This is a genomic window from Micromonospora sp. DH13 (assembly GCF_020873825.1).
GTDB lineage: Bacteria > Actinomycetota > Actinomycetes > Mycobacteriales > Micromonosporaceae > Micromonospora > Micromonospora haikouensis.
In genome coordinates, this window is sequence record NZ_JAHWGR010000005.1 from 69,004 (window position 1) to 94,830 (window position 25,827).

Annotated in this window: 25 protein-coding genes; 8 read left to right on the forward strand and 17 right to left on the reverse strand. The window is 70.2% G+C overall.

The window, feature by feature from the left end; all coding sequences use genetic code 11:
• Positions 1 to 13: 13 nt before the first annotated feature.
• The 3 genes from LPA42_RS06550 to LPA42_RS06560 are packed head-to-tail and all read right to left on the reverse strand — an operon-like array spanning position 14 to position 4,879.
• The gene (locus LPA42_RS06550; RefSeq protein ID WP_077935258.1) at positions 14 to 1,213 is read right to left on the reverse strand and encodes a restriction endonuclease subunit S; all 1,200 of its coding nucleotides are present in this window, start codon (positions 1,211 to 1,213) and stop codon (positions 14 to 16) included.
• Positions 1,206 to 2,822 (reverse strand): class I SAM-dependent DNA methyltransferase, encoded by a 1,617-nt coding sequence (locus tag LPA42_RS06555; protein WP_077935257.1) that lies wholly within the window; start codon positions 2,820 to 2,822, stop codon positions 1,206 to 1,208. The genes LPA42_RS06550 and LPA42_RS06555 overlap by 8 nt, the downstream gene beginning before the upstream one ends.
• Positions 2,823 to 2,842: 20 nt before the next feature.
• A complete protein-coding gene (locus tag LPA42_RS06560; protein WP_077935256.1) occupies positions 2,843 to 4,879 on the reverse strand; it encodes a DNA-binding protein in 2,037 nt (678 codons plus the stop codon).
• A 149-nt stretch (positions 4,880 to 5,028) separates the two neighbouring features.
• On the opposite strand from LPA42_RS06560, the gene LPA42_RS06565 reads away from it, so the two are divergent.
• Genes LPA42_RS06565 through LPA42_RS06575 form a run of 3 tightly spaced genes read left to right on the forward strand, consistent with a single transcriptional unit; the run spans position 5,029 to position 8,307 of the window.
• Positions 5,029 to 7,434, forward strand: a complete 2,406-nt coding sequence (locus LPA42_RS06565) for an AAA family ATPase (RefSeq protein ID WP_077935255.1) — start codon at positions 5,029 to 5,031, stop codon at positions 7,432 to 7,434.
• Entirely contained in the window at positions 7,431 to 7,838 is a 408-nt protein-coding gene (locus tag LPA42_RS06570; RefSeq protein ID WP_077935254.1) for a hypothetical protein, read from the forward strand. The genes LPA42_RS06565 and LPA42_RS06570 overlap by 4 nt, the downstream gene beginning before the upstream one ends.
• A complete protein-coding gene (locus tag LPA42_RS06575) occupies positions 7,798 to 8,307 on the forward strand; it encodes a hypothetical protein (protein ID WP_077935253.1) in 510 nt (169 codons plus the stop codon). The genes LPA42_RS06570 and LPA42_RS06575 overlap by 41 nt, the downstream gene beginning before the upstream one ends.
• A 17-nt stretch (positions 8,308 to 8,324) precedes the next feature.
• On the opposite strand, the gene LPA42_RS06580 is transcribed toward LPA42_RS06575, so the two are convergent.
• The 4 genes from LPA42_RS06580 to LPA42_RS06595 are packed head-to-tail and all read right to left on the reverse strand — an operon-like array spanning position 8,325 to position 10,105.
• Positions 8,325 to 8,525: a hypothetical protein gene (locus LPA42_RS06580; RefSeq protein WP_077935252.1), complete on the reverse strand. Its 201-nt coding sequence runs from the start codon at positions 8,523 to 8,525 to the stop codon at positions 8,325 to 8,327.
• 2 nt (positions 8,526 to 8,527) lie between these two features.
• Entirely contained in the window at positions 8,528 to 9,730 is a 1,203-nt protein-coding gene (locus LPA42_RS06585; RefSeq protein WP_228986410.1) for a helix-turn-helix domain-containing protein, read from the reverse strand.
• On the reverse strand, positions 9,717 to 9,887 hold the full coding sequence (locus LPA42_RS06590) for a hypothetical protein (protein WP_176734093.1): 171 nt from the start codon (positions 9,885 to 9,887) through the stop codon (positions 9,717 to 9,719). The genes LPA42_RS06585 and LPA42_RS06590 overlap by 14 nt, the downstream gene beginning before the upstream one ends.
• Positions 9,884 to 10,105, reverse strand: a complete 222-nt coding sequence (locus LPA42_RS06595) for a hypothetical protein (RefSeq protein ID WP_144082490.1) — start codon at positions 10,103 to 10,105, stop codon at positions 9,884 to 9,886. The genes LPA42_RS06590 and LPA42_RS06595 overlap by 4 nt, the downstream gene beginning before the upstream one ends.
• Before the next feature lie 130 nt (positions 10,106 to 10,235).
• Between LPA42_RS06595 and LPA42_RS06600 the strand changes: the two genes are divergently transcribed.
• From LPA42_RS06600 to LPA42_RS06610, 3 genes are all read left to right on the forward strand, one after another.
• Positions 10,236 to 11,063: a helix-turn-helix transcriptional regulator gene (locus LPA42_RS06600; RefSeq protein WP_077935289.1), complete on the forward strand. Its 828-nt coding sequence runs from the start codon at positions 10,236 to 10,238 to the stop codon at positions 11,061 to 11,063.
• A gap of 8 nt (positions 11,064 to 11,071) precedes the next feature.
• Positions 11,072 to 11,266 (forward strand): DUF397 domain-containing protein, encoded by a 195-nt coding sequence (locus LPA42_RS06605; protein ID WP_077935251.1) that lies wholly within the window; start codon positions 11,072 to 11,074, stop codon positions 11,264 to 11,266.
• A 345-nt stretch (positions 11,267 to 11,611) separates the two neighbouring features.
• Positions 11,612 to 12,301, forward strand: a complete 690-nt coding sequence (locus LPA42_RS06610; protein ID WP_077935250.1) for a hypothetical protein — start codon at positions 11,612 to 11,614, stop codon at positions 12,299 to 12,301.
• 170 nt (positions 12,302 to 12,471) lie between these two features.
• On the opposite strand, the gene LPA42_RS06615 is transcribed toward LPA42_RS06610, so the two are convergent.
• Positions 12,472 to 12,879, reverse strand: a complete 408-nt coding sequence (locus LPA42_RS06615) for a hypothetical protein (protein ID WP_228986411.1) — start codon at positions 12,877 to 12,879, stop codon at positions 12,472 to 12,474.
• A 449-nt stretch (positions 12,880 to 13,328) separates the two neighbouring features.
• Between LPA42_RS06615 and LPA42_RS06620 the strand changes: the two genes are divergently transcribed.
• On the forward strand, positions 13,329 to 14,135 hold the full coding sequence (locus LPA42_RS06620) for a hypothetical protein (RefSeq protein ID WP_077935249.1): 807 nt from the start codon (positions 13,329 to 13,331) through the stop codon (positions 14,133 to 14,135).
• 548 nt (positions 14,136 to 14,683) lie between these two features.
• Positions 14,684 to 16,384, forward strand: coding sequence for a cellulose binding domain-containing protein (locus LPA42_RS06625; RefSeq protein WP_091275772.1), 1,701 nt, complete (start codon positions 14,684 to 14,686; stop codon positions 16,382 to 16,384).
• Positions 16,385 to 16,622: 238 nt separating this feature from the next.
• On the opposite strand, the gene LPA42_RS06630 is transcribed toward LPA42_RS06625, so the two are convergent.
• From LPA42_RS06630 to LPA42_RS06670, 9 genes are all read right to left on the reverse strand, one after another.
• Positions 16,623 to 17,432: a pectate lyase gene (locus LPA42_RS06630; protein ID WP_077935247.1), complete on the reverse strand. Its 810-nt coding sequence runs from the start codon at positions 17,430 to 17,432 to the stop codon at positions 16,623 to 16,625.
• Positions 17,433 to 17,618: 186 nt separating this feature from the next.
• Positions 17,619 to 18,524: an alpha/beta fold hydrolase gene (locus tag LPA42_RS06635; RefSeq protein WP_228986412.1), complete on the reverse strand. Its 906-nt coding sequence runs from the start codon at positions 18,522 to 18,524 to the stop codon at positions 17,619 to 17,621.
• A gap of 101 nt (positions 18,525 to 18,625) precedes the next feature.
• Complete coding sequence (locus LPA42_RS06640; RefSeq protein WP_077935243.1) at positions 18,626 to 19,345, reverse strand: CDP-alcohol phosphatidyltransferase family protein; 720 nt, start codon at positions 19,343 to 19,345, stop codon at positions 18,626 to 18,628.
• A complete protein-coding gene (locus LPA42_RS06645; protein WP_077935242.1) occupies positions 19,323 to 20,387 on the reverse strand; it encodes an iron-containing alcohol dehydrogenase family protein in 1,065 nt (354 codons plus the stop codon). Before LPA42_RS06645 ends, LPA42_RS06640 begins: the two co-directional genes overlap by 23 nt.
• On the reverse strand, positions 20,375 to 21,106 hold the full coding sequence (locus LPA42_RS06650; protein ID WP_043960869.1) for a sugar phosphate nucleotidyltransferase: 732 nt from the start codon (positions 21,104 to 21,106) through the stop codon (positions 20,375 to 20,377). The genes LPA42_RS06645 and LPA42_RS06650 overlap by 13 nt, the downstream gene beginning before the upstream one ends.
• Positions 21,107 to 21,187: 81 nt before the next feature.
• Positions 21,188 to 21,958 carry a hypothetical protein gene (locus tag LPA42_RS06655; protein ID WP_077935241.1) on the reverse strand — a complete coding sequence of 257 codons (771 nt, stop codon included), beginning with the start codon at positions 21,956 to 21,958 and terminating at the stop codon, positions 21,188 to 21,190.
• On the reverse strand, positions 21,955 to 22,404 hold the full coding sequence (locus tag LPA42_RS06660) for an NUDIX hydrolase (protein ID WP_176734092.1): 450 nt from the start codon (positions 22,402 to 22,404) through the stop codon (positions 21,955 to 21,957). The genes LPA42_RS06655 and LPA42_RS06660 overlap by 4 nt, the downstream gene beginning before the upstream one ends.
• 102 nt (positions 22,405 to 22,506) lie before the next feature.
• Entirely contained in the window at positions 22,507 to 24,522 is a 2,016-nt protein-coding gene (locus LPA42_RS06665) for a delta-60 repeat domain-containing protein (protein WP_077935239.1), read from the reverse strand.
• A gap of 223 nt (positions 24,523 to 24,745) precedes the next feature.
• The gene (locus tag LPA42_RS06670) at positions 24,746 to 25,783 is read right to left on the reverse strand and encodes a glycoside hydrolase family 26 protein (protein ID WP_228986413.1); all 1,038 of its coding nucleotides are present in this window, start codon (positions 25,781 to 25,783) and stop codon (positions 24,746 to 24,748) included.
• Between the last annotated feature and the right edge of the window lie 44 nt (positions 25,784 to 25,827).

The window sequence follows — 25,827 nt, forward strand, 5'->3', positions numbered from 1 at the left end:
ACTCTTCTTCTACCTAAACAGCTTCTTCGACAACCTTCTCGGCGTCCTTGACCCGCAACCGCCCCGACATCAACTCCGGCAGCAAGGTGCCTCTAATCTCTGCCAGCACCCGGATTTCCTGCGTTGCGGAATGGGTGCGTAGCCGGGCGGACCAAGCAAGCGCCTCAAATCTGTCTCGATGTTCGTCTATGACGTCAATAATTGGTGCGGCTAGGAACTTTTCAGCTCGTACGGCCGGATAAGCACTTCCCTCGGCAACGCTCTCAAGGTACGCAACGAACTCGTCTCTTCTTGCGCTCTCGTAGAGGAACGCGGGGCCTACGCCGCGAGGAGTGAGGACTGCGAACCCCGTGGATGCGACAAGCAGCGGATCCTCGTCGAGCACAAGGGTGTGGGATCGGCGGTTCGGTCGAACCGTGGACCAAAGAGTATCGCCTACGGAGATTCCACGTCGAGCTCGGCTTGGTGCATCGTTCCATGAGGTGCGTTCAGGCCATGTAAGGGTGCCATCGCCGACGCTGGAGATGTCTACGTATCGCAGGCTGCCATTCGCTGTTGGCTTGACAGTTCTTGTGTTGATCAAAGCCACGTCGCGTAATTCGGCGGTCCCTTTGGCGTTGCTCGCGACGATATCTTCAAAAAGTGCGGCGCAATACTGGTTCGCAGTTGCAGCGATGCGGTCGTTGACTGCAATCTTGTCATCGACTGCCCCGAGAAGGTCGATTATGGCATCTTGTCGGCTAAGGGGTGGGATGCCAATCTGCATCCGTTGAAGATCTCCGAGGCTGAGGAAGTCGGCCATATCGGTCTGGCTCTTAAGTGCATTGGCCTGGTTCCAGAACTCGGCGCTCTTGAACCAGTAGTAAAGGAACCGCGACCTTAGTGGACCGTTGGCGGCAGGGCGAAAATAGCAGAGTTGGGGGCTGTAGGCGAACGCTGGCCCATCGGGCGGCATTAGGGCTACTCGCCCTACGGTGCCCTTGGTCGTGAGAACAACATCACCGGGCCTTGATACCTTAGATCCTGCGCCCTGTGTATCTCGATTTAGCGTTCGAGCCTCGATTCTCGGCTGGACTTTGCCATCCAAGACATCGGCAACACGTAGGATGGGAAGCTCGTATCCGTCAATATTTACGGTCCGTGGTCGTCCCGCTCCGATCTCGATCGAATGCTCTTTGGCCAGATCAGAGAATGTGGTGATGAGGTTAGGCATCGAGATGCTCCAGTTGCTGGCGGATGACAGTCTCGAGGCGGGTCGACTCCTCGAAGTGGGCGTACAGCTCCTTGGTGAGGCGTTCGATGCGGTCAGCGATTGGCTCCGCGTCTGGGTCTTCCTCCGCTTCGGCAGCGCCCACGTAGCGACCCGGGGTCAGCACGTGGTCGTGGGTGGCTACCTCGTCCAGGTCTGCGGAGTAGCAGAAGCCCGGCATGTCCTCGTACGTCTGGCACTTGGCCTTGGCTGACTTGGTGCCGCGCCAGGCGTGGTAGGTGTCGGCGATCTTGGCGATGTCCTCGTCGGTGAGGACGCGCTCGGTGCGGTCGACCATCGTGCCGAGCGCGCGGGCGTCGATGAAGAGGATTTCGCCGCGTCGGTCGGCCAGCGCCTTCGCGCCCTGCGGTGATTTGTCCTTGGTGAGGAACCACAGGCACGCGGGGATGGCGGTGGTGCGGAACAGGTTCGGTGGGAGGGCGACCATGCAGGCCACCACGTCCGCCTCGACCATCGCACGGCGGATCTCCCCTTCGCCCGACTGCTTGGAGGACATCGAGCCGTTGGCGAGGACGACGCCTGCGCTGCCGCGGTCGCCCAGTTTGGAAAGTATGTACTGGAGCCAGGCGTAGTTGGCGTTGCTCTGCGGCGGCGCGCCGTAGCGCCAGCGCGGGTCATGCTCGCGGCGCTCCCAGTCGCTCATGTTGAACGGCGGGTTGGCCATGATGAAGTCGGCCCGCATGTCCGGGTGCTTGTCGTCGGCGAACGTGTCTGCCCAACGGTCGCCGATGCCCACCGGGTCCATGCCGTGGATGGCCAGATTCATCTTCGCCAATCGCCAGGTCCGTTCGTTTTTCTCCTGGCCGTAGATGGCGATGTCGTGGGTGTGCTCCCGCCCTGCGTGCTTCTCCACGAACTCTCTTGACTGCACGAACATGCCGCCGGAGCCGCAGCACGGGTCGTAGACCCGGCCCTCGTAGGGCTCCAACACCTCGACGAGGATCCGCACCACGCTGGACGGGGTGTAGAACTCGCCCGCCCGCTTGCCCTCGGCGCGGGCGAACCGCTCCAGGAAGTATTCGTACGTCTCGCCGAGGACGTCCTGCGCCTTGCGATCGCCGTGGCCGGTGAAGCGGGCGTCGCTGATCAGGTCGACGAGTTCCTTCAACCGCTTCTGGTCGACGTTGTCCCGGTTGAAGATCTTCGGGAGGACGCCGGTCAGCGCTCGGTTCTCCCGCATGATCGCGTCCATGGCATCGTCGAGCAGCTCGCCGACGCCGCTGGGCGCGTTCTCCACCAGGTAGTCCCACCTGGCAGTTTCCGGGACCCAGAAGACGTTGGCGCTGGTGTACTCGTCGCGTTCGTCGAGGAAGGCGGCGCGGCGGTTCTCCGGGATGTCGGAGAGGCTGGCCTCGATCTGGTCGCGGCGTTCGGCGAACGCGTCCGAGACGTACTTGAGGAAGACCAGGCCGAGGACGAACTCCTTGTACTGTGCGGCGTCCATGGAGCCGCGCAGCTTGTCGGCGGCCTTCCACAGGATGTCCTGGATCTGCTTGGTGCTGGACACGCCGAACAGTTCGGCCTGTCCGCTGGCACGTTTACGTGGTGGCACGTGATGTTCCGTTCTCTCGATCAGGAGTTCGTACCGTACAGAGTCGTGAGGGTTCCGTCGGCGAAGCCGGTCACGGTGAGCGCGCGCAACTCGGTCAGGAGGTCGGCCTGCTGGCGCAGTAGACGCTCGCGTTCCTCCAGGCGGCGCAGCACCTCGTCGAGGCGGGTCGCCTCGTCCCGGCTCAGGTCGGGGATCGTGGCGTCCTGAAGTCGCGGGCCGCGTACTGCGCCAGGGCTGCGGGCGGTGTTGCGGGCGGTGGCCAGGAGGGCCCGCAGCACCCGGGGGGTCAACGAGTCGCCGGGAGAGATGCGCAGGCCGCAGGCCGGGAACTCGATCACCGAGAAGCCGTCGTCGTCGAGGAAGACGCCGAACCGGGGCATGCGGGTGACCACGAGGTCCCCCGGGTCGGTGAAGGTGACGTGCGGGTATTCCGCTGCGAGCACGAGCCGGTCCATCCAGCGCCCGGACGCCTGCGCGAGGACCTCCGACGGGCCGATGACCCGGTGGTGACCACGTGGTCCGACATGCTCAGGATCGAGGCGGTGCCCGGTAAGTTGGCGGACCCGGCGCGCCGTTCGTAGCGCCCCGAGGGAAAGCTCCTTCGGCCTGGCTCCGTCGCGCTGCGCCGCCCCGGTGTTCAGGGGGCCGTGCTCCGCCGCGTACCGGATGGCCTCTTGCTCGGCGTCGGTGAGGCGGCGCTCGACCTCGCCGACGAGCGCGGGGCGGTCGGCGGCCTGCCGGGCCCGCAGGGTGACCGACGCCGGCCCTGGCGGCCGGAGTGCGGCACCCCGATACAGGTCGAGGCTCTCCAACGGGACGACCCGGCCGGTGCGCGGATCGTGCCCGTCGGGGCGGTGCCCCTCGGCCCGCCAGAGCAGGATGTCCTCGGCTGCGGACTCGATGGTGGGTTGGTCGAGCGCGGTGCCGCCGAGATCGGCGAGCAGCACGCGGCCCCTGGTGGTGGGGACCGGTGCCTGGGTCAGCAACCACAGCGCGGCGGGATAGCCGGGCCTGGCCGGATAGACACCGCCCGGCAGCCGCACGACCGCCTCGACGACACCGCTGCGCAGCAACGCCGCGCGGCGCATTGCCGCAGGCCCGTCTCGAAGCCTGTCGACGAGGCTGCTGGCGGGGCCGACGACGATGGCCGTGCGGCTCCGCCCGAGCAGATCGGCGATGGCCTCGACCTGGTCGAGGTCGGTGAGGGCGTCGCGGCTCTCCGCCGGCTGGTAGGGGAGCCGGGTGACGATGAGGTCCGGGTCGGCGAACTCCTCGCTCAGCTCGTCGGCGCGCACGTCGAACTGGAACTCGGGCAACTCGGCGAGGAGCAACTGCCGGCGCACCAGGCGGGCGAGTTCGTCGTTGGCGACGGCCGCGTTGACGCGCAGGTTGTCGCGGTCCTGATCGGTCACGAGCGCGGCCAGCAGGTCGCCGCTGCCCGCGTTCGCGTCGGCGATGGTGACGGTGCCGTGGGTGCGGAGCCGGGTCGGCAGGTCGGCGACCCGGCGGATCAGGGTGACCACCTCCGGGGTGAGCGCGTCGGCCGTCAGTTCCGGCCAGCCCAGTCGGTTGGCGGAGCTGAGCAGGAACCGACAACTGCGCCAGGGGTCATAGGCGCCCTCGATCAGTTGCTCGACCAGTTGGGTGAGCCTGGCAGGCTCAGGCGCGTCGGCCAGCTCGCGCAACAGAAAATCGTCCTCGGGATCGAGGCGGCGGGCCAGCGGCAGGGGATCGGTTGGCAGCGTGCGGCCGGCGAGGTGGCGGAGGCACAGCGCGGCACCGAGGACGACGACCGTGCGCCTGCCGCCGTGCCGCCGGGCGAACGCTGCCAGCGTGTGCATGGACTGCTCGGCGCGCAGGGTGTCGGGGTCGGCGTGGCCGAGCCCGGTCTGGAGCAGCCAGGCCACGACCGCGTCTGCGGAGAAGAGCGGTTGGCCGTGGTCGCCCGAGACAGGTGCGGGGAAGTCGGGGTGCCGCCGACGCCAGGTGATGACCGCTGGCTTGCTGACGCGTGCGAGCAGTGCGATCTCGCGTTGCGACATCAGCTCCGGCTCCATGGCTCACCTCCTCGCTCTGGCGGTCACGGTATGAATTCTGAGGTAGCCAGCTCGACCCTGTTGCTGTTATCCCCGGATAACAGTAAGTAGGACAGTCTAGGCGATCGATCTGCGATTCCCTCGATGCGCCAACAACATCAGGGGGTCTGATGGACGACACGCTCACGCTCTACCAGGAACTCTCCGACCGCCTCCAGCGGTCCCAGGTGCCCCGCGAGGTCGGCGACCTGGTCCGTGCCGCCTTCTACGGCGAGCAGGTTCTCGACGCCGCGCTGCGGGGTGAGGCCCTTCCCCCGTCGCCGGAGCCCGGCGAGTCGGTCGACGCCAAACCCCAGGCGTTCCTGGAGGAGATCCGGGTCGCCGGCTTCCGCGGAATCGGCCAGCCGGTCACGGTCGGGCGGCTGCCCAAGACCGGGCTCACCGTCTTCGTGGGCCGCAACGGTTCCGGGAAGTCCAGCATCGCCGAGGCCATCGAGTATGCGCTGACCGAGGACTCCGCGCGCTGGGCGCAGCGCCCGTCGGCCTTCCGCGAGGGCTGGCGGAACCTGCACCACGAGGGCGCGCCGGAGATCCGCCTCAGCCTCCGGCTCGACTCCGGCCAGCAGGTGACGACCCGCCGCACCTGGCCGGCCGGTTCCACCGACCTGACCTGCGCGACGGTCACCACGACCATCGGCGGCGCCGCGATGCCGCCCGGTCAGGTGCCGCAGTGGCTCGGCCAGGCCGCCCGCTACCGGCCCTTCCTGTCCGCCCGGGATCTCGAACGGGTCATCACCGCCACGCCGGCCGAACTGTACGACGCGATCGCGCCGATCCTCGGCCTCGGGGCGCTGCGCGACACCGACGCCCGGCTGAGGCTGCGGCGCAAGGTCTACGACGACCGGGCCAAGGCGCTCAAGGCGGCCTTCACCGAGCTGCGCGAACAGCTCGGCAGGCTCGACGACGAGCGCGCCCGCGACGCCCTGAGCGCCCTCGGCACGCAGGCCGGCCGGGCCGACCTGACCAGGCTGGCCGACCTCGCCCGCAGCGACACCGCCGCGTCGGAGGAGCACGCAGCGGCAGCCGCGCGGCGGCTCGCCGAGCAGGACCTGCCCGACCTCGGTGCGGCGTTGGTCGCGCTGGACGAGGCCGAGGCGGCGGTGCGGCAGGCGAGTGCCACCGACAGCGGCGTCGCCGACCGGAGCGCCCACCTGCTGCGGGCCGCGCTCGATGTGCACCACGACCGGGGCGACGGCCCCTGCCCGGTGTGCCAGGTCGGCACCCTCGACCAGGACTGGCGTACGCAGGCGGAGAAGGAACTCGACCGGCTGGCCGCAGCCGCCGAGGCGGCACGTACGGCCGAGGTGGCCCACACGCGCGCTCGGCGGACGGTCGACGGGCTGGCCGGCGCTGTGGGGCGGCTCTTAGCACCAGCCGCCACCGCGCTGGCACCCCACCTTCCCGCGCAGAGCGCGGCGATGCGCGAGGCTCTCGCCGTGCTCGGCGACCCGGCCGCCTGGCCCGGCGTCGTCGCAGCGCACGCCACCCTCGCGTCGGCGGCAGCCGACTGGCTCGCCCAGCGTCACGACGCCTGGCGCGAGCCCGGTGCCGCGATCCGGCGCTGGGTCGACGCCGCGACCCTGGTGCGGGCCGAAGCGCCGACCCTCGCCCTGCTTACCAAGGCCCGGACGGCGCTCGACAGCGCCGACAAGGCGATGCGCGCCGATCGACTGGCCGACTTCGCCGTGCAGTCGGACCGGATCTGGCAGAAGCTGCGGCAGGAGAGCAACGTCGAGATGCGCCACCTGCGGATGGAAGGAGTGAACAACACCCGTCGGGTCCTGTTCCCCGTCGCCGCCGACGGCGTCGAGACCAACGCCCTCGCGGTGATGAGCCAGGGTGAGCTGCACGCCCTCGGGCTGGCGGTCTTTCTGCCCCGCGCCTGCGCCGAGGCCAGTCCGCACCGTTTCGTGATCATCGATGACCCGGTGCAGAGCATGGATCCCACCAAGATCGACGGCCTGGCCGAGGTGTTGCGGGAGATCGCCCTGACCCGGCAGGTCATCGTGTTCACGCACGACGACCGGCTGCCGGAAGCGATCCGTCGGCTCGATATCGAGGCCGACGTCCGCGAGGTGACTCGCCGCGAGGGCTCGATCGTCGAGGTCCGCCCGGTCTCCGACCCGGCGGACCGCTACCTCGACGATGCCCGCGCCCTGGTCGCCGCCGAGATCCGGGACGAGGTGAAGTACCTGATGGTGGCCGGGTTCTGCCGGTCCGCGATCGAGTCGGTGAGCATGGATCGCTACCGGGCCGCCCAGCACCAGCGCGGCACGCCCTACCACCAGATCCAGGAGGAGCTGAGCGGGGCGCACACCGTCCAGGACCGGCTCAGCCTTGGGCTCTTCGGCCGCATCGCGCCCCGGTCGGACCTCTTCGCCCGGCTCGACCGCGACTACGGCGGGCAGGCCACCCGGACGGTCAAGGCGGTGGCGCAGGCGCTCCACGGTCATCGGACCATGCCCCTCCAGCCCATGGTCGACAACACCGCCTCGCTCGTGCGGCGGTTGCGATGACGACGTCCCCGTACCTCGCAGCCGCCGACCGCATGCTCACCAGCGTCATCCGGGGCGCGCGAGGAGCCTGGCCCCGGGCGTGCGCCTGGCTGCTGCGCCATGAACTGGAAGCAGCGATGGACCGGTACTGGGCCCGGATCTGCCCGGAGATCGGACTGACCCGGGCGCAGCGGCCGAAGCTGCTGCTGCTCGCCCACTACGCCGGCCCCGAGCTCGGGCACCGGGCCGGCTACCTGTGGTGGGCGCTGTCCCGCGCCGGTCACCACCACTCCTACGAACTCGGCGTCACCGCAGCCGAGCTCACCCGGCTCCGCACCGACCTTCTCGACCTCGTCACTCTTCTCGACCACCTGGAGGCCCCACATGCTGAAGCGGGACTACGCCCTGCTGATGCTCGGCGTTGAGGCGCTGGCCATCGTCGGCGTCGTCTACTACCTCGTGACGCTCGACCTCATGAGCCTTGCCTGGTCGGCGTCGATCATGATCGCTATCCCGGCCTGGGTGCTCGCCGTGAAGGCGCCGACGACGTGCGGCGTGACCACCCAGAAGGGCGGCCGGTGCGGGCGGAAGGTCAACGGGGTGATCTTCGGTTGCGGCCGGTCGAACCACACCTGGGCCAAGTTCTTCACCCGCTTCGGCTGGCGCCGTCAACCGGATCCGAGCAGGTCGACCAGTCGGGGGAAGCCCTCCGGCGAGGACTCGGAGGCCCGCGAGGTCGTAACGGTGAGGATCGCCGAGGATTGGAAGAGCACCGCAGCGTTCTGGCTCGCCCTCACCGCCACGACATGCGCCCTGGTCAGCGCCACCGTCGATGCGACCAACTTCGTGCGTTCACAGGACCAGCCGAAACCGCCGGCCGCCGTCTCAAGCTGACTGAGCGCCCGAACGAGCTACCGCCCATCTGCGTCCGCCGCTCGGCAGTCAGCGGCGGCGCGGATGACGTTGCGGGCGGCGGTCGATACCTGACACTCCGGAGTCCGGCACACCCGGCAGCGGCCGTCCGGCCCGGCCCGATGGTCGCGGAGCACCGCCCTGGCGGTCAGGATCAGCCGGTTGCGGATCTGGGCCAGCGACAGGAACGGCCCGGTCATGCTCAGGTCACCCCGACGGCGACGGCGAGCTGAACGATGGTGGCCGGGGCGTGCGGGTCGCGGGCAATCTGGGCGAGCACCTCCCGGGCGGCCGGCCGGTGGCGTACCTCTGCGGGTGCCAGCCGGTCCGCGTCGAGCAGCACCCGACCCGCGCGGGCCGGGTCGTCGGCCCAGGCGTAGGCGCGGGCCGCGTCGACCAGATGCGCCGCGCGGTGCTCCAGCGGCAGCCACCGCCAGCCGTCCCGCCTGGTCGTCCGCTCGTGCCAGGCGACCGCCCCGCCCGCGTCGCCCAGGTCGAGGGCTGCGGCGGCACGGGCCAGGTCCACGGCCGTCGGCCCGAACGCGGTCCGATGATGATCCTGGCCGTCGCCCACCCGGGCGGCCAAGCCGGCGGCCTCGTCGAGCAACTCGTCGGCGGCGCGGTCGTCGCCCCGGCGGGCCGCCGACAGGGCCCCCTGCACCAGCAGCGTCCCGCACAACGACAACGCGCCGGGCGCACCGTCCGCCGGATCGGCCGGCGCGATTCGGTACGCGGCGGCCAGCACCGCCGACTGCGCCGCCCGCGCCCGTCCCGCCGCACGGAACACCTGGCCGAGCTGCACCGCAGCGGCGGCCACCAGCACGGGATCGCCGGTCGCGGCGGCCATCGCCCGGTCCGCCGCCAGCCAGCCCAGCTCCACCTCGCCGAGCTTCACCAGCACCGACGCGGCGAGCCGGTATCCCTCCACCAGCAGCGGCCCACCCCACCCCGGATCGTCCGCGGCGGCCCGCTGCAAGCCTGCCAGCAGGCCCGGCACGGCGGCGATCACCTGCGGATACCGCGCATGCTGAAACGTCACCCACGCGTGCTCGACGTCCCGGGCCAACCGGTCCGCCGGCACGGCACCGTCGCGGGCCGGCGGCCGACCCAGAGCGATCTCGTACGTCGACAGGGCCTCCCGGATCCGCGCCACCCCCTCGACCCGCTCGGCCATGGCGGCGGGCTGGGCGTCCCGGCCGAGGAGCACGGCGGTGTCGATCCGCAGCACGGCGGCGATGTCCCGCAACGTCGACACCTTGTCCAGCGACCGCACACCCCGCTCGACCTTGTCGACCCAGGATTTCGACCTGCCGAGCCGATCGGCGAACACCTGCTGCGACAGTCTCCGCCGCCCCCGCCAGTACGCCACCCGCCGGCCCACCGGCAGCAGCTCAGGGCTGTTCACGCTGCCACCGCCGGTCCGGCTTCGCCCGGGTGCTCTCCTCGGCGGGTATCCGCTCCGCCTCGGCCTGGGCGAGGATCCGCTGCCGGGCGGCCTCCCGTTCGGCGGCCTGGATCTGCTCGCCCCGGTCCTCGCGCTCGGGCTTCCGTCGCGCCGTCACGACCAGCGCCCCGCGCGGTGGTCCCCGGCGAGGGTCGGCAGCGCCCGTTCCGGCAGGTAGGGCACCCGCGCCACGCCGACGGCCCGGTAGGCCGTGGGCCGATCCGGGGCTGTCCTCGGTGGGCAGAGACAGTCGAGTGGGTTCGCGCGGCGGCGCTCGAAGGGCCAGAGCCGGCGCAGCAGACCGGGGCGCGTCGGGTTCTTCGCATGCCGAGCCATGAGTCCTCCCGAAAGACCTTCTGGTTCCTCAAATTAGGAGTCCAGAAAAGTAGGCTAGCGAGACGATCCTGATTTGGGAACTCACGGCGTGTCGCCGGATCGGCGGCAGCAGGGGCGGGATACTCGCCGCATGGTCACCCCGACGATCCAGCGGCGTCGCCTCGGCAACGCCCTCAAGCGCGCCCGCGAGGCGGCAGGCAAGACGCAGGAAGAGGCCGCCGAGATCATCGACTCGGCGTCGAGCAAGGTGAGTCGGCTGGAGCTGGGCCAGTCCGGCATCCGGCTGACCGACTTGAAGCTGCTGCTCGACTTCTACGGGGTGGCCGGGGAGGAAGCCGAGCCGCTGCGGGAACTCGCCCGCGCCGGACGGCAGCGGGGGCGGTGGAGCGGCTACCGCAACGTCGTGCCGGACTGGTTCCGGCAGTATCTCGACCTGGAGGCGGACGCGGCGGAGATCCGCTGGTACCAGTCCGAGGTCATCCCCGGCATCCTCCAGACCGAGCCCTACATCCGGGCGATCATCGAAGGAGACGATGTAGAGCAGCAGACCGCAGTGCGCCTCGAACGACAAAAGGTCATCGATCGCCCGGACGGGCCGGAGCTGAACTTCATCCTCAGCGAGTCGGCGCTGCGGCGAGACCTCGGCGACCGGACGGCAATGCGGGAGCAGCTGTCCCATATCGCCGCTGTCGCCGGCCGCCCGAACGTGACGATCCAGGTCTTTCCGCTGGATGCCGAGACGTATGTGACATCCTCGTACAACTTCATCATCCTCCGGTTCGGGGAGGAGGTCGCCTCGGACGTCGTCTACCTGGAGACGTTCACGGACGCGGATTACCTCGACAGCCCCGAGGCGCTCCGGTCCTACAATCGGCTCTGGGGCCGTCTCCAGGCTGCGGCCCTGGGGCCGGCGGAGTCCCGGAAACTCATCCGGCGGATCGCCGACGAGATGAAGTAGAGGCTGACATGTCGAACCCGGACCTCACCGGCGCGGTGTGGCGCAAGTCCACCCGCAGCGACTCCAACGGCGGCGCGTGCGTCGAGGTGGCGGACCTCCGCGACGGAGTGGCCGTCCGAGACAGCAAGGACAAGTCCGGCCCGACGCTGGCCTTCGACGCCCACGGCTGGCGCGCGTTCGTCGACTCCCTCAAGAGCAACTAGCGTCACCTCCCGCATCGACAACACGGCACTGTGCCCCGGCTCCCTTCTTCGGAGCCGGGGCACAGTGCTTTCCTGAGCAGTCGAGAACCGTCACCGGCGGCTACTACGGCAGTGGGCGTTCGAGGTTTCGCTGAACGAAGCGGACGGACGTGCCGGTGCCACCACCTGATCGTCCGCTTGGCGGGCGTCCTTTCGGATCTGGCCTTGGCCGGAGGCCGCACCGTAGCCTCGGTGGTTCTCACCACAGTGGATGGTCATCGGGTCGCCCACGCCGCAGACGCTCACTCAACGACCCGCGCGCCAGGACGGCGTAGCGGGGACGTGACGATCTAAGGAGTTCAAGGCATGGCAGCAGATGCCTTCGACGGGCCGGTTTCGGAAGCAGCCGTACGTGGGCAGCAAGTCCTTGACCTTCTGCACAAGGCAATCGACATGCAGAGCCCACTGGTACGCAAGAACATCACCCGGGCCCGCCAGCGGAACCCGGAGGCGACGCCGGCAGAGGTGATCCGCAATCTGGAGCGGATGTACGTGAGTGCCTTGACCGCGACGGGTGCTGCGGTGGGCGGAGCCGCAGCGGCACCCGGCGTCGGCACGGGTGTCGCACTGGCACTGTCGGCCGGCGAGGCCCTCTCGTCTCTTGAGCTGAGCGCCCTCTTCGCGCTCTCGGTCGCCGAAGTCCACGGGGTCCCCATCGACGAGATTGAGCGTCGCCGAACGATCGTCCTGGGAATCATGCTCGGCGGGTCCGGCTCCGCCACCATCACCAAGGTCGCCGAGCGTACGGGGCAACACTGGGCACGTCAGATCGTCGCCATGGTGCCGGGCGAGACTCTGCGCCAGATCAACAAGGTTCTGGGGCGACACTTCATCACGAAGTACGGGACCAAGCAGGGAATCATCGTTCTCGGTCGAGTGGCGCCGTTCGGCGTCGGTGCTGTGATCGGCGGTGGCGCCAACGCCGCCCTCGCTGCTCTGGCTGTGCGGGCCGCTCGTCGCGCCTTCGGCGAACCCCCGGCCAACTGGCCAGCCTGACCCGCCAACATTCCCCTCTCCACATCCCACTACGCGACGATCTTGCACTTTCGGCCCTCGGAAGGGTGCTTCACCCCTTTTGTCGGGGCCGTAACTGCAAGATCGCTGCAGGGGCGGGCAGGTGGACCGCGAATCGGTGGCGTGCGGCGGGTGTGAACAGCGTCGCGGTGTTACTCGTTCCAGTGGACACCCCAGTACGCGGTTACCTTTCGAAGGTCGCCGCCGTATCTGATCGCGCCTTCCCGCTTCCAGCCGCAGTCGACCAGGCGTATCGACACGGCCCGCTCCTGGGGGTAGCCGAAGACGATCGCATGCTCGACCGTCTGACCGAGCAGGCACATCTCATCCTGGGGTGGATCGGTCGGCAGGCCGTTCAGGTACGCCGAAAGCTCATCGACGCGCTCAGTGAGCTTCCTGCTGGCGTCCAGCCGTAACGGGATCACGCTGCCGTGCCGGTAGGTGCAGAGGAGCACCTCGGTAGCCCCTGTCGGCACCAGATCAGCCATGCCGCCGGACGGCGAAGAGCGCTCGTCCCAGGCATCCGGGCAGCGGGCGGGGCCACTCTCGGTGTTGTCCATGGAGGCCGGCTGGGCCTGTGCCTGTGCCGGTCTCTCCTGACCGTGCAGCAGGGTGAAGGCCGCACTGAGGCAACCCACGGCCAGGACCGCTGCGGCTATCGCGAGACGCCGCCGCCCGAGTGGGAATCCTGCATTGTCGACCGTTTGTGCCACCGACAACTACCAATCAACGACTCTCGTGCCACCGACATCATAGGTGCCCCCGGTGGGACCGCCGCTGACTCCGTCACGCGGTGCCGGGGTGCTTCTGGCGGCGAAGGCCGTACCGGAGTGCGGAGCTTCAGGGGCGCCTGGGCATCTCACGCGTCCGGGTCATCCAGAGAACGACAGGTGTGGAGCCGTGTCGCGTACCAGCGCCCCGCAGCCTGTCATACGGGGTTGGCATGATCACCTGTGCGCGGTCCCGGGGTGCCGGTCGCGCTGGGCGACAGCTATCCGAAGGAGACGTCGTGTCCGACTGGGACGACCTGCTTGGTCACGCGTTCGGGCTGCTGCTCGGCCGGCCGTTGGCGGAGTTCGACGCGGCGGGGACGTACGCGGTCTTCCACTACGACGACGAGACCGCCGGCGATGTGCTCGAGGACCTTGATCCCGCAGAACTCGTCGCCGACGTCAACGGAAGGTCAGGCGACAACGGCGGCGACTGGCTCTACCCGGACCGCTGGATGGATGACCTGGCCAGATCGGCGTTCATCGCCACGGAGGTGCGGCCCGCCGCGCTCCAGCCGCTGCTGACCGTCACGACGGACGACGACCGGGCCCTGGTGTGGGGCAGGGACATCGGCAGGGCGCTACAGGCCGGCTCGCTGAGTCTCGACGAACTCACCCCCGATGGCTACCGGCTGTTTCCCCACCTGCTTTTGCGGCCACGGACGGACGGCTCGCTGTTCGACGCGATGCGGGCGGCGACGTGGACGATGAGCGCTCCGGACGGCCTGTCCGACATCGGCGAGAGCCTCGTGCGGGAAGGGTACGTCACGTCCGAGGCGAGTGTGGTTGACCCTCGCTGGGAATCGGCCCTGGACCAGGTCGGCGACGATGCGCTACGACGGCATCTCCGCGGGCTGTGCCTCGACGCTCACTGGGCACGGATGGCCGGCGCGTACTACCTCGGCCCCGGTAAGTGCCCAAGCGATTTCGGGCCGATCGCCGCCCTGCCGGGCAGCAAGGCGATCGCCGGCTGGGAGTTCGGTGAGGGCCAGGGCGCCATGGTCGTCATGCACCTGAGTGAGCCTTCCGTCGGGTCGCACGGATGACGCCGGCCGGTCGGGCGACCCGCTGAAGGTGGTCCGCCCCCTCCGCCCGCCACGACGCACCGATCTTGCACTTTCGGCCCCTCGGATACGTGCTTCACCCTAATTGCCGGGGCCGTAACTGCAAGATCGCGGTGGGCGGGGCGGTGCGGGAGCGCGGACAGCGGGGACGGAGCCGGTCCCGTGAGGGGATGGGCTGGCCTGGAGTCGCAGCCGGATCGGGTCGCGCCTTCCCCAGGCTGTCCGCGTGCGTTGAAAGGTTGTTGATGCGCTCGCGGCCTTCCTGCTGGTGGCTGGACCGTGTTGGTCGTCGCCCGAGCCGGTGCCGGTTCGCCTGCTCACCGGCCCACCGGGTGCTTGACCCGTGTTATCGACGGAACCTAAACTTTCGATCTGTTATCGCTAACAGTGGCGTCAGTCGATGAGAGCCGACGGGTCATTGACGCCGGGGTCAAGGGCAGTCCCCAAGGCGACGCTGGAGGGCGGTGCCGACCGGTCCGGGCAGGACCGGGGCACGCGCGTATCACCACCACCAGCCAGGAGGACGCAACATGACGCAGGATCAGACCGAGTCGGTCGGCGGCGAGCGGCGCACGCTGAGCCGGAGAACCGTACTGACGACGGTGGGGGCCGTGCCGGTCGCGGCGGCCGCCGGGACGCTGCTGGGAGCGACGGGAGCCTCGGCCGCGCCCGCGACCATCAACCTGTCGGCGCAGCGGCAGACGATCAAGGGGTACGGCGCCATGGCCCACGCGGCCTGGATCGGCGACCTGACGGCCGCCCAGCGGGAGACGGCCTTCGGCACCGGTGAGGGCCGGCTGGGCTTCTCCATTCTGCGGATTCCCGTCGGCGAGAGTTCGGCTGACTTCGGCCGCGACCTCGCGACGGCGAAGCGCGCCGTCGAGCTGGGGGTGACCGTCTTCGCGTCGCCGTGGAACCCGCCGGCCAGCATGATCGAGACCTTCACCCGGGGCAGCCAGACCAACGCGAAGCGGCTCCGGGCCAGCTCGTACGCCGCCTATGCGCAGCACCTCAACGACTTCACCACGTACATGCGCAACAACGGGGTGCCCCTCTACAGCATCTCCGTGCAGAACGAGCCCGACTACGCCCACGACTGGACCTGGTGGACCTCCGCCGAGATGGTCAAGTTCCTGCGGGAGAACGCCGGCTCGATCAGCACCAAGGTCATGGCGCCCGAGTCGTTCCAGTACATCAAGTCCATGTCGGACCCGATCCTCAACGACGCCACCGCGCTGGCCAACGTGGACATCATCGGGGCCCACCTCTACGGGACGTCGTACTCGAACTTCCCGTACCCCCTCTTCAAGCAGAAGGGTGCGGGCAAAGAGCTGTGGATGACCGAGGTCTACTACCCCAACAGCAACACCAACTCGGGTGACGCCTGGCCGGAGGCGCTCGACGTGGGCGAGCACATCCACCGCGCCATGGTGGACGCCGAGTTCCAGGCGTACGTGTGGTGGTACCTGCGGCGCAGCTACGGCCCCATGCGCGAGGACGGCCAGATCAGCAAGCGCGGTGCCATGATGGCGCACTTTGCTCGGTTCGTCCGGCCCGGCTACACGCGGATCGACGCGACGGCGAACCCGGCGTCGAACGTCTACGTGTCGGCGTACCGGGGTGGCAACACCGTCGTCATCGTCGCCGTCAACAAGAACACCTCGTCGGTGAGCCAGCAGTTCACCCTGTCGGGCGCCACCGCGTCCGGCAGCGTCCAGAACTGGCTGACCGACGCGAGCCGGACCGTCGCGCCGCAGAACGCGCTCACGATGTCGAACGGCTCGCTCACCGTCACGCTGCCCGCCCGCAGCATCATGACCTTCGTGACCAGCGTGAACGGCACCCCGCCGCCCACCACGCCGCCGCCCACCTCCACCCCCACCCCGACCCCCACCCCCACGTCCGGCGGGGGCACGGGTCCCCGGGTCGCCTACACGATGAACTCGTGGGGCACCGGCTTCACGGCCAGCATCGACATCACCAACACGGGCACTTCGGCGATCAACGGCTGGACGCTGGCGTTCACCCTGCCGTCAGGCCAGTCGATCACCTCGGGCTGGGGTGCCACGTACTCGCCGTCCAGCGGCCAGGTGAGCGCCCGCAACGTCGAGTACAACGGCACGATCGCCCCCGGGGCCACCATCAACGTCGGCTTCCAAGCCACCACCAGCGGCAACACCGCCGAGCCGACCGCCTTCACCCTCAACGGCGTCGCCTGCACGGTGGTCTGACCGGCACGCTGGCCACCTGAGATAGCTGGAGACCGGGTGCGGTTCCTCCGTCGGGGAGGGGCCGCACCCGGGTGCTCAGGTCGTACCATCGGTGCTTTTCATTTGTGAAACGGCGGCCCGGCGGGTGGGCTGCCGGTCATCGGGCCGGGCCCGTCTCTGGCGGTGTCGACGAGGCGGCGGGCCGCGCACCGTGTGTGCGCGACCCGCCTGGGTACGGTCGGACTCTGCTCGCCTGGGCCTACTTGTAGACGATGTTGGACGACGTGTACTTGCAGTACGTACCGTCGGGGCCGCTGCCCGTCTTGACGGGTTCCTTGCCGGTGTTGTTGCCGGTGTAGCGCTCGCAGATGGCGATCTTCTTGCTGCTGTCGCCGTAGATGGTGATGCCCGAGAAGGTCGCGGTGTCGCCGTAGTTGGTGTTGATGCCGGCGAGCGACTTGCCGGGCGCGGTCACGGTGACGTTCTGGATGACGACCGTCCGCTTGTACTGGGTCGAGCAGTTGCCGCACGACCGGTACAGCTTGCCGAAGTTGCTGACGTCGAAGTTCTTGATGGTCAGCTTGCCGCCGCCGTTGTGCTGGAACACCTTGTCGGAGGCGGACCGGGCACCCCCGCCGTCGACCGTGTAGTTCGCCGACGAGCCGCCCTTGAACGTGGCGGCGTCCTCGCCCACGTCCTCCCACCAGACGTTGATCAGCGTGCAGCTGCCCTTGCAGTGGATGCCGTCGGCGGCCGGCGAGCCGATGATCAGGTTCTTGACCACGGCTCCGTCGGCCAGCTCGAAGAGCGGCTTCTGGCTCTCGCTCTGGCCGCCGTCGCCCATCGCGCCGCCGGCCTTGTAGCGCACCAGGCCGAAGTCCTTGGTGCCGCTGACCGGCTGGGTGCTGGTCACGGTGGTGGTGCTCTTGGGCGTCGGCCAGGTGGCGGCCTGCGCGCCGGTCTGGGTTACGGCCAGGCCGGTGGCGACCAGTCCTGCGGTGACGAGCGGCAGCAGGGCGAGCCGCCACCGCCGGTGGCGGGGCGTCGCGCCGTTCTCACGTGTGGTCACGTGTCCTCCGAAGGGGATCAAGGGACGGGGTGGTGTGACGGACGTGCGTCCGCGTGCGTAGGGACGCCTTCCCGTATGCGCCGCACGCAGTGGGAAAGCGCTTGCCTACGAGTTGTTACAGTACGACAACCGTCGATGGCGCGGAAGGGGTTTCCCTGGTGGGTGCCGAAATCGGCACCCACACCGTCACACGTTGTCGAGGACGAACGACCGCATGAGGGTGGCGCACTCGGCCGCGTGCGTCTCCAGCAGGAAGTGCCCGGCGTCGTAGATGTGCGCGTCCATGCGGTCGAGGGCGCGGTGGTACGCGAGAACCTCGTCGACATCGAAGTACGCGTCGTGCCGTCCCCACAGCACGAGCGCCGGCGGCTGGTGGTCCCGGTGGTACGCGGCGATCTCGCCGAACCGGGCGCGGTGGTTGGCATAGTCGCCGAACAGCGCGAACTGCGCGTCGAGGTTGCCGGGCCGGCCCATCCGCTCCCAGTCGAGGTGCCACGACTCGGGCGCGTGCAGCGTGCGCAGGCGCTCAGGCAGCCCGGCGACGTACTGGTCACGGGTGCCGGCGAAGGTCAACCAGTCCGGCAACTCGGCGCGCCGGTCGTCGGTCGGGTCGGCCCAGTACGCCCTGGCGCCGTCCCACTGCCCGCCGAGGCCGTCCTCGTGCGCGTTGCCGCTCTGCACGACGAGACCGCGGACGCGATCCGGCGCGCGGGTGGCCAGGTGGTATCCCACCGGCGCGCCGAAGTCGTGCAGGTAGACGAAGAAGCGTCCGACCCCGAGCTGGTCGAGGAGGCTCCCGATCGTCCGGGAGAGGTTCTCGAAGGTGTAGTCGTACTCCTCGACGGTCGGCGACGAGGACATCCCGAAGCCGGGAAGATCAGGCGCGATGACGTACGCGACGTCGGCCAGCGTCGGCATGACCTCGCGGAACGAGTGCGAGGAGCTGGGGAAGCCGTGCAGCAGGAGCACGGCCGGCTGGCCGGGGTGCCCGGCCTCGCGGAAGAAGACCTCCAGCCCGTCGACGTCGGCCCGTCGATGGCGCACCTTCTGCACCGCCCGCACCGCGCCGCCCCCGTCCCGCCCCGCGCGCACCCTCGCGCCCCGCGCACTCTCCTGCCCAGCGCACCCTCCCGCCCAGCGGCGGTTAAGAAGGGGCCCCTGCTATGCAGAATGCGTTAACAAGGTGCCCTTCCTTACAACGAGGCGCGGGCGGAGAAGGCGATGCTCGCCAGGAGGAAGCCGCCGTTGACCACCGTGAACGCCACGATCACCCAGAAGGTGAGGGCCGGGGCGAACGCCAGCACCAGGCCCGCCACGAAGATCACCGCGCCGTAGTCGCGGACCAGCTTCACCAGGCGCACCGGCAGGGAAGTCGAGGTGACCATGCTGGCCGCGTTCGGGCCGGACTGCATCACCGACGTCACCAGGTTGACCATCCAGGTGCCCGCGAACAGGGCGACCAGCCAGGTCGGCGTCGATGGGCGCTGCGCCACGGCCGTGGCCGACAGGGCGGCCACCAGGGCGATCTGGGCGGCCACGTCGGCGAGCACGTCGACCCGGGCGCCCGCCGGGCTGCCCGTCTTGGTCACCCGGGCGAGCTGCCCGTCGGCGCAGTCCAGCGAGTACGCCACCTGCCAGCCGACCAGCGCCGCCAGCCCGACCGCCCACGCGGGGACGGTGCCGGCGGCCACCTCGTCGGCGAGCGCGACCACGGTCACCGAGGCGGCCAGCCCGAGCACCAGGTTGGCCAGCGTCAGCGCCGTGGGGCGCAGCCCGAGCCGCTGGGCGACCAGCGCGAACACCGCGCCCAGCCACTGGCTGACCGACTCGCTGAACAGGCCGCCGCCCCGGTTGACCCGGTGGAAGTCGGCTACGGAGGGGCGGGCGGGATCAGCCAAGGTCGCGGAGTGCACCGGCGTAGTCTGCCAGCCGCTCCCGCGTCTCGGTAGCCGACATCGCCAGGTGCTCCAGGATGGTGTACCGGTCGGGGCGGGTGGCCGGCGCGAACTGCACCGCTTCGACGAACTGGTCGTCGGTGAGCCCCACCTCGGCCGGGAGCCGGGGCAGGTTGTGCCGGGACAGGCAGGCCGACATCTCCGCGAAGCGGCGCGTGTCGCCGCGCAGGAACGTGCAGAACAGCGCGCCCAGGCCGGCCAGCTCGCCGTGCGAGGCGGTGCCGGGGAAGAGCGCGTCGATCGCGTGCATGATCTCGTGGCAGCCGCCGCTGGACGGGCGGGACGTGCCGCACACCGCCATCGCCAGGCCACTGGAGATCAGCGCCTCGGCGAGCACGGTGACGAACGCGTCGTCGGTCATGTCGCCCGGGTGGGCGAGCACCGCCTCCGCCCCCATCCGGGCCAGCGACGCGGCCAGGCCGTCGACCGGCTCGCCGCGCACCTGGCGGGCCAGTTCCCAGTCGGCGAGCGCGCTGATGTTGCTCACCACGTCGCCGATGCCGGCCCGGTTGTGCCGCTCCGGCCCGGCCTCCACGAAGTCGAGGTCCACGATCACGGCGATCGGGATGTGCACCCCGTAGGAGCCCTTGATCCCGCCGGTGATCAGCGACGCCACCGGGGAGGCGATGCCGTCGTTGGCCAGGCTCGTCGCCACGGTCACCATGGGCAGGCCGCGCCGGGTGGCCGCGTACTTGGCCACGTCGATCGTCTTGCCGCCGCCGATGCCCACCACCGCGTCGTACGACCGGGCGCGCAGCTTCCCGCCCAGGTCGTCGGCGGCCTCCAGGGTGCCCCCGGCCACGGTGAACACGTCGGCCGAGCGCAGCGACGGGCGGATCAGCTCGGCGATCTGCCCGCCCTGCCCCGGCCCGACCACCACGGCGACGTCCCCGCCGGAGGAGATCCGCCCGTCGGCCAGGATCGCCGCCAGGTCGGCCACCGCGCCCCGCCGCACGTCGATGTGCAGCGGGGTGAGGATCGTCCGGGCTAGTAGCGGCACGCGATCTCCCGCGCGCGGGCCAGGTCGTCGTGGTTGTCGACCTCCACCCAGGAGACGTCCCCGATCGGCGCGGCCCGCACCTCGCCGCCCCGCTCGGCGAACTCCTGGTAGCCGTCCTCGTAGTAGAGGTTCGGGTCGCGCCGCCAGGTCGCCTCCAGAGCGTCGGCGAGCGCGTCGGCCACCTGCGGCTCGATCAGCGTCGCGCCGATGTACTCCCCGTACGCCTCGCCCGGATCCATCAGCTTGGTGATGCGGGTGAGCTGGCCGGCGGCGTCGAAGGTGGTCTTCATCTCCTCCTCGGCCAGCGTCTTGAGCGTGTCCACGGCGAGCAGGATGCCCGGCCCGCGCTCGGCCAGCAGGGTCCGCTCCACGCTCACCGGGTGCACGGTGTCGCCGTTGACCAGCAGCACGCCCTTGGCGAAGTGCTCCCGGGCCAGCCAGAGCGAGTACGCGTTGTTCCACTCCTCGGCCTTGTCGTTGTGCACGAGGGTGAGCGTGACGCCGTGCCGCTTCTCCAGCTCCGCCTGGCGGGTGACGACCGCGTCGGCGGCGTACCCGACGACGACCACCACGTCGGTGAGGCCGACCTCGGCGAGGTTGCGCAGCGCGATGTCCAGGATGGTGGTGTCACCGTCCACCGGCACCAGCGCCTTGGGCAGGGTGTCGGTGTACGGGCGCAGCCGACGCCCCGCACCGGCCGCGAGGACCATCCCGATCATGCAGTTGCCTCCCTGGTTCGACTCCGGGTCACCGGTGGAGGATAGCGCCGGGGCCGACCCCGCCCACCGCCAACCGGGGCGTCAGCCCGGCAGGGCGGACAGGTCCGCCAGCATCGTCAGCCGCTCCTCGGCGGTCAGCGCCGCGTACGGGCCGGCGGCCCGGCGGTCCGTCTCCAGCTCGATGGCCAGCCGCTCCGGGCCCGCCGGCAGCTCGCTGACGCTCAGCGCGGTGTGCCCCGCCGCCGTCCACGCCGCGGCGTGCGCGTCGGCCCGGTGGTAGCGCAGCGTGCCCAGCCGGTTGAGCAGCAGCACCCCCGGCGCGGTGCCGTCCGGCTCGTACGGCGGCGCGGTCACCGCGAACGCGTCGCCCAGCACGTCGGTCTCCTCCTCGGCGCTGACCAGCGCGTGCGCCAGCAGCCGGCCCAGGGTCTCGACCAGCCGGAGCACCCGCTCGTCGTGCCCGGCCCACAGTTCCTCGGTCACCTCGGCGTGCACCTGGAACAGCTCCGCCAGGAAGGCGAGGCCGCGCTCGGTGGCGCAGAGGCAGCCGTCGGGGCGGCGGTGCAGCATCCCGTACGCGACCTGCTTGTCCAGCGCCCGCTGGCAGGACGCCGGGTCCCGGTACCGGGTGACCGCGGCGAAGCCCGCCGGATCGACCGTCCCGCCCGGCGCAGCCAGCCGGGTGCGGAACTCGACGAGGAAACCGGTGGCCGCCGGCCCGCCGTACCGCTGGCTGAGCTCCGCGCCGCCCCCGTCCCGCCCGGCGAGGATGCCGGCGGCGAAGACCCGGTCGACTGCCGGGGCGACCAGCCCGGCGAACCGGTGCGGCGGAAGCTCGACGTCGTCGCTCACAGACCGATCGAGCGCAGCGCCGCGAAGCCGTCCTCGGCGATCCGCCGGATCAGCCCGTCGTTGACGTCGCGGTGTTCGTCCAGCACGGCCAGGTCCCGCTCGGTCAGCCAGCGGAACTCGGTGTGCTTGCCCGCCTCCAGCCGGGGACGGGCCAGGTCGCCGTCGACCCGGACGAGGAAGTCGCTCTCGACGCGGGCCAGCCCGTCGTTGCCGGTCCACCGGTATTCGCCGACCGTGCCGAGGATGTGCGACACCGTCCAGCCGGTCTCCTCGGTGACCTCCCGGCGCAGCGTGTCCTCGATCTCCTCGCCCGGCTCCAGGTGGCCGCCGACGATGTCCCAGGTGTCGGGGAAGAGGACCCGCTGCGGGGACCGGCGCTGGAAGAAGAGGCGGCCGTCGTCGTCGACGATCAGCGCGCCGGCGCAGCGGAGAGGCTCGGTGGGCACGTCACGACAGTAGCGAGCCGGGGCCGTCAGGGCGATGCCCGTACGGCCCCGGCTCGTCACCGCTGGCGTCGTGCTCGGGTCACGGCCCGAATCTCGCTCGGGTCACGGCCCGACGAAGACCGCCTTCGCCCGCCAGTCGATGCCGCTGAGGAGGCGGCTGCTGCGCAGCGTCCAGCTGCCCGACGGCGCGCCGTTGACCCAGCTGGCCGACGACAGGTTGCCCAGCAGCCGGCTGACCAGGTAGATCCGGTCACCGGAGACGAAGACCCCGCCGGAGTCGGAGAAGCCGGTCGTGGCGGCGGTGAACTTGTCCGCCCCGACGGTGCCGCTGTCGGGGTTGAACCAACGCCAGTACAGGCCGTTCTGCCCGCTGAGCGTGTAGTAGAGCCGGCCCTTGGTGTAGAACATGCCGGTCACGTTGGCGATCTCCGGGTAGAAGCTCACCGTGTTGCCGGCGTACGTCTGGCCCTCCGGCCCGGAACCGGTCACCACCGTGTCCCACAGCTCGTCGTGGTACGGGTCGACCTTCGTCGGGGTGCCGAAGGTGGTGCCGTCGAACGTGCGCCGCCACAGCGCGCCGCTCATCCCGTAGAACAGGGTGCCGCCGACCCAGAAGGCGCTCTTCGCCGACGACCAGGTGGTGCCGTCGGTGTTGTCGACGGCCGTGGCCGCGCCGATCGCGCTCGTCCCGTCGTACGTCCGGCTCTGCACCGCGTTGACGGAGCCGCTGCTGAACCCGGCCAGGTAGACCTTGCCCGGCAGGGTGGCGGTGGCGGTGGAGTGCGGGGCGGCCCCGCCGCTGAGCGGGAAGAACGCGATCCTCCCCCGGCGGTACTGGAAGTTGCCGATGTATTCCTGGTCGGAGCCCAGCCAGATGCCCTCCGGGGTGACCAGCAGCTTCGCCACGCCGTAGCCGCGCGGGTGCCGGCCCGGGTTCCACGACAGCGGCAGGCCGTTGAGCGGGTCGAGCGCGGCGATGCTGGGCCGGGCCACCGCGCCCGCGAACGCCGAGTTGGTGGCGGAGGTGTTGTTGAGCCAGCGGAAGTGGCCGCCGACGTAGATCGCCTGCTCGGTGATGCCCACGGAGAGGAACGTGTCGCCGCCGGTGTAGTTGACCCAGGTCGGCTGGACCGACGTGCCGGTGGACGACGTCTCGAAGCGGGCCGCCGCGTCGCAGAGCGTCCCCGCGTACGGGGCGCCCGTGCTGACGATGACGAAGTAGCTGCCGTCGGGGGAGAAGCTGACGTCCCGCACGTACGAGTCGAACGACTTGTAGGAACAGCGCGGCTCGAACCGGTTGGTGTTCCACGACGACACGGTCGCGGCGGACGCGCCCAGGTCGAGCCGGACCACCTGGTCGTGCAGCACCCCGTCGGCCTTCTTGAAGTTGCCGATCACCACGAGCTGGGTGCCGTCGGGCGAGACGGCCAGCTTCTCGGGCCCGATGCCGGCGCTCGCACCGCTGACCCCGTCGTAGTTGTGGTGCTCGGTCAGCGAGGTGGTGAGGTAGTCGTCCACCACGCCGGTGACGGCGTCGAGCGAGGCCAGGCCGGCGCGCGGCTTCGTGGCGGCGGTGGTGAAGATGCCGCCGACGAGCAGCCGGTTGCCGACCTTGACGACGTCGTTGACCAGGCCGTTGAAGGCCAGGTTGGGGAAGCTGGTGACCACGCTGCCGTCGGCGAGGTTGAGCAGGGCCAGCTTGCGGCGGTTGGTGCCGTTGACGGTGTTGAACTTGCCGGCGAGGTAGACGGTGCCGGCGGTCGGGCCCGCGAGGATGTCGCTGACCTCGTTGTCGACCACCGGGGCGAACGCGGTGTCCACCTGGCCGGTGGCCTTGTCGAAGGCCAGCACGTAGTTGCGGGCGATCGTGACGTCCGAGTTGCGGTTCTTCACCTGCGTGAACGAGCCGCCGACGATGACCTTGTCGCCGGCGTCGTGGATGGCGAAGACGGTGCCGTCCACGATGTTCGGGGTGAGGGCGGAGGGGACCGCGCCGACCACGGTGGTGTGGTCGGGCGCCGCGGGGGCCGGGCCGGCGACGAGGATGCCGGAAACGGTCAGGGCGGCGGCGGTCAGGACCGCGAGAGGTCGGCGACCAAGCGCCGGGAAACGGGCCACGGGCAACTCCGGATGAACGGCGGAGATCGATGTGAGGTGCCTCCGTGCGAGCGGGCGAACCCGTTCGGTGACCGCCGGGCGCTGAGGCGGCGACCGGGGGACGGAAAGCTCGATGACACAATCGCGCACGGAAGGCGCGGCGTCTACCCCGGGTTGCGTCTTGTGGCCGACAACGCGTCGGCCGTTGCCGGGACAGCCGGTCGCGCCGGACGAAAAGACGAGTTCACTGGGTTCGTGGGCCGTGCGCCGGGGTGGGGGGCGGCGGCGCGGAGAACCACGGGTCGGCCGTCAGTTCCCGGAATGCGGCCAGGCCGTCCGGGTCGTCGTTGAAGGTGCTGTCGTACGCGGGCTTGGTCTGCTTAGCGGCGAAGTAGACGACCGCCTTGATCTGCGGGTGCCGCTTGATGTAGTCGCCGGCCTCGCGCAGCCACGCGCCGCGCTGCCCCGGCGAGCCCGGGTAGGTCACGCCGAACTCGCCGATCACAATCGGACGCGGATGCTGGGCGGCGAACGCCATGAACTTGTCCATCTGCGGGGCGAACCCCTCGAACCCCTTGCCCGGGTAGACGTCCGTGCAGAGCCAGTCGACCTGGTCGTCGCCCGGATAGTACGCGGCGGCGTCACGGGAGGAGTCGACGAACCCCTGCACGTGCGGGCACCAGACGAAGCCGGCGTTGGTCGCGCCGACCTCGGTGAAGATGCCCCGGATGCGCTTCCAGGCCGCCACGTAGTCCTCGGGCGAGTGGATGCTCTGTTGCAGGTTGGGCCGGTCCATCTCCCACCGCCAGCGCAGCAGCAGCGGCACCCCGAACTGCTTGATCTTCTCGGCCCGCTGCCGGATGAGCTGGTCGTAGACGCCGTCGCGGATCGACCGGGTGTCCGCGCCGGACCAGGAGATCATCTGGAGCTTCCCGGCGGCCTGGAAGGCGTGCTCGGTGGGGCCGGGGAAGTCGTCCTCCCACTCGTGGAACATGTGCGCCAGGTTCACGTTGCCCTGGGTCTGGGCGGCGAACGCGGCGAGCGCCTCGACCCGCCCCTCCGGGGTCTGCCAGTCCGGCTTCACCCACGCGCCCAGCCAGGCGCCCTTCGCGGGCAGCTCCGGGCCCCGGCCCGTGGTGGCCAGGTCGTCCGTCGTGCGGGGGGACACCGTCGGCGCGGCGCTGGACGGGGGCGGCACGAAGTCCGGGGCCTGCTCGGAGCAGGCCGTGACGGCCAACGCCGAGGCGAGCAGGAACGCCGCCGCCCTGTGGAACCGCTTCATCGTCTGCCGCACCTTCCCCATGCCGCCGACGTGCCCGGCGGTCG